4 protein-coding genes are annotated in these 2,883 nt (G+C 40.9%); 1 reads left to right on the top strand and 3 read right to left on the bottom strand.

The genetic code is table 11. The annotated features are described in order from the left end of the window. On the bottom strand, positions 1-790 hold a 790-nt coding region (locus tag SD31_RS11680; RefSeq protein WP_197053684.1), incomplete at its 3' end, for a 3-hydroxyacyl-CoA dehydrogenase family protein. Between the two features lie 35 nt (positions 791-825). Continuing rightward, entirely contained in the window at positions 826-1,284 is a 459-nt protein-coding gene (locus SD31_RS11675) for a MarR family winged helix-turn-helix transcriptional regulator (RefSeq protein ID WP_039054253.1), read from the bottom strand. A 287-nt stretch (positions 1,285-1,571) separates the two neighbouring features. Between SD31_RS11675 and SD31_RS11670 the strand changes: the two genes are divergently transcribed. After that, positions 1,572-2,534, top strand: a complete 963-nt coding sequence (locus tag SD31_RS11670) for an isopenicillin N synthase family dioxygenase (protein ID WP_039054252.1) — start codon at positions 1,572-1,574, stop codon at positions 2,532-2,534. A 31-nt stretch (positions 2,535-2,565) separates the two neighbouring features. Here the strand turns inward: SD31_RS11670 and SD31_RS11665 are convergent, their stop codons facing one another. Next, positions 2,566-2,778, bottom strand: a complete 213-nt coding sequence (locus SD31_RS11665) for an MmcQ/YjbR family DNA-binding protein (RefSeq protein WP_052259006.1) — start codon at positions 2,776-2,778, stop codon at positions 2,566-2,568. Positions 2,779-2,883 lie beyond the last annotated feature (105 nt).

Below are 2,883 nucleotides of genomic sequence, written 5' to 3'. Positions count from 1 at the left end.
TCACCAATGTGTCTAACCCCACTACATCCGCCGTGCGGAAAGTTGCTGACTTAGGGTGCCCCATGGCAGGTCCCGTATACTTATCGACTTCTTCTACAGTAAGATCTAACTGCTCTACAAGATGTGTCAACGCCAGCATCGAGTAAACGCCAATGCGGTTACCGATGAAAGCTGGCGTATCTTTACACAACACAACTGTTTTTCCTAATTTCTTGTCTCCATATTCCATCAAGAAGTCTACGACCTCTTTCTTGGTGTCTTTCGTTGGGATGATTTCCAACAAAGGCAAATAACGAGGAGGATTAAAGAAGTGCGTACCACAGAAGTGGGATTTAAAATCTTCCGAACGTCCCTCACTCATCATGTGTATAGGAATACCTGAAGTATTCGAGGTGATTAACGTTCCTGCCTTACGGTATTTTTCTACCTGATCAAATACAGATTTTTTAATATCCAAACGCTCTACTACCACCTCTATTACCCAATCGGCATCAGCAATCTTGGACATATCATCCTCAAAGTTCCCCGTTTTTATTCTTTTGGCGAATGACTTGCTGAATAATGGTGCAGGATTGGATTTTATAGCAGTGTCCAATGATGTATTCACAATGCGGTTGCGTACTTGCGGATGGTCTAAGGTAAGTCCTTTTGCTTCCTCCGCCGGAAGTAACTCTCGCGGAACAATGTCCAACAACAGTACTTCTACGCCGACATTAGCAAAATGACAAGCTATGCGAGACCCCATCACCCCGGATCCAAGTACAGCTACTTTATTAATACGTCTCATCATAAGTTTATATTAGTTATCGAATCGAATTATCTATTTTATTTGTTTTCAAGTTGTAGCTCCGGCTCATATTTGTTGGCCAGATCATTTACTCTTGCCAGCATATTCATCAACTGCTCGCGCTCCTGCTCGGTAAAATGGGCATTCAGATAATCGTTAAAACCGCGAACAACATCCTTTGCGATTTTGCGCTTCTCCACCCCCAAAGGAGTTAAAAACACCTTAACCGAACGTTTATCCTTATCACTAATCTCTCTATAAATGAAACCTAAACTCTCCAGATTTGCCAACACACGCGATAGCGAGGTCGTACGCACGCCCGTGGAATTTGCTATCTGCGACACAGGAGTACCCTCCCGATGAATATTTATCAAAATATACCCTGCAGCTTGAGAAAAACCATACTGCGACGCAATGTTATTGTATTTGTTCGCCACAGTCTGCCAGGCGGCTTTTAAGAAATAATCTATTGTCTTACTGTTGTTGTTTTGGTTCATTGTCAATTAGGTATAAGGTTTTTAAATTTAGTTTATTATGCAAGCATAACAAATTTATATATTACAGTTTAATATTTCAAGCAATTCAAAGTTTTTTTGATAAATATTTGTCTTTAACGGATTAAAGGGATTTTTTTGCTTCTATTTTATGTTACAAAACCATAATGTTGAAAACTTTTAAATACTGAAAATCTTAAAGTTATATCTTGCATACAAAAGGTTATAAACATTATCTTTAACCTATAAGATTATATTCGACTAACTTTGCATAAACAACAACATAAACTATGACATTAGTAAACATCCCACGATTGGATTTGCAGCAATATACGCAAGGCTCGGCGGAAGACCGTCAGAAGTTTATCCAAGACCTTGGTCGGGCATTCAACGAGACAGGCTTTGTCACCATAGCAAATCATGGTCTTAGCCAAGAACTTATCGACGAGCTATACAGCGTTGTCAAAGCTTTCTTCGACCTACCGCAAGAGATAAAAAACAAATACGAATTCCCTGAACTTGCTGGACAGCGCGGCTATACCAGCAAAGGAAAAGAGAAAGCCAAAGACGCTAAAGTTCCAGACCTTAAAGAGTTTTGGCAACGAGGTCAGACTATCGTCGGTGAAGAATATTCAAAAGAAGACTTTCCGGACAACCCTTTCGTAGAGGAGCTCCCTCGCTTCAACGAAATCACGGCCCAGGTATACAAAAAACTGGAAGATGCAGGCCGTAGCTTGCTAAAAGCCATAGCTACATATCTGGAATTAGACGAAAATTATTTCGAACCACATGTCATCAACGGAAACTCTATTTTGAGAGCAATACACTATTTTCCTATCGAAAATCCGGACGAGCTGCCTGCGGACGCCGTACGTGCCGGCGCACATGAAGACATCAACCTAATTACCCTACTGATAGGTGCCAGCGCCGACGGTCTGGAAGTCTTGACAAAAAATGGAGAGTGGTACCCTATAAAAGCTAAGGGTGAAGATATAGTGGTGAATGTGGGAGACATGCTACAGCGTCTTACCAACAATAAACTCAAATCTACCACACACCGTGTGGTGAATCCTCCTCGCGAGCTGATGAAAACATCCCGCTACTCGGTGCCGTTCTTCTTGCATCCTAAAGCCAGCATGAGCTTGGCATGTCTTGAATCGTGTATTTCGGAAAAATATCCTAAACAGTATGAAGACTATACTGCCGGTCAATACTTGGATGAAAGGTTAAGAGAAATCGGTTTGAAAATGTAATAAAATAAACAAGGACAATCGCTGATTGTCCTTATTTATTTATATTGTTACGCACACTTCTAGGTAAGGATTGAACTACCAACTCATAGCTGTGATCTATAAGTGCCTTAAGTTCCTTTTCCTGCAGCTCTCTCCCCACATATACCGTATTCCAATGTTTTTTGTTCATATGATAACCCGGAAAAACGGTTTGACTATACCGTTCACGTAGCTCTTCAGCATAGTCGGGATCGCATTTACACATTAAACCGTATCTCGTTCATATTGATCCAAGAATAATCTAAACGAAATAATTTTCCCATACGCAATCTTGAAACACCAAGGTCAGGTACCGTAACGCAACTTCTTC

It is taken from the genome of Sphingobacterium sp. T2 (genome assembly GCF_000814685.1).
GTDB classification, from domain to species: Bacteria; Bacteroidota; Bacteroidia; order Sphingobacteriales; family Sphingobacteriaceae; genus Sphingobacterium; species Sphingobacterium thermophilum.
The sequence above is the reverse complement of the archived record's forward strand: the minus strand, read 5'-3'. Positions and strand labels throughout refer to the sequence as shown.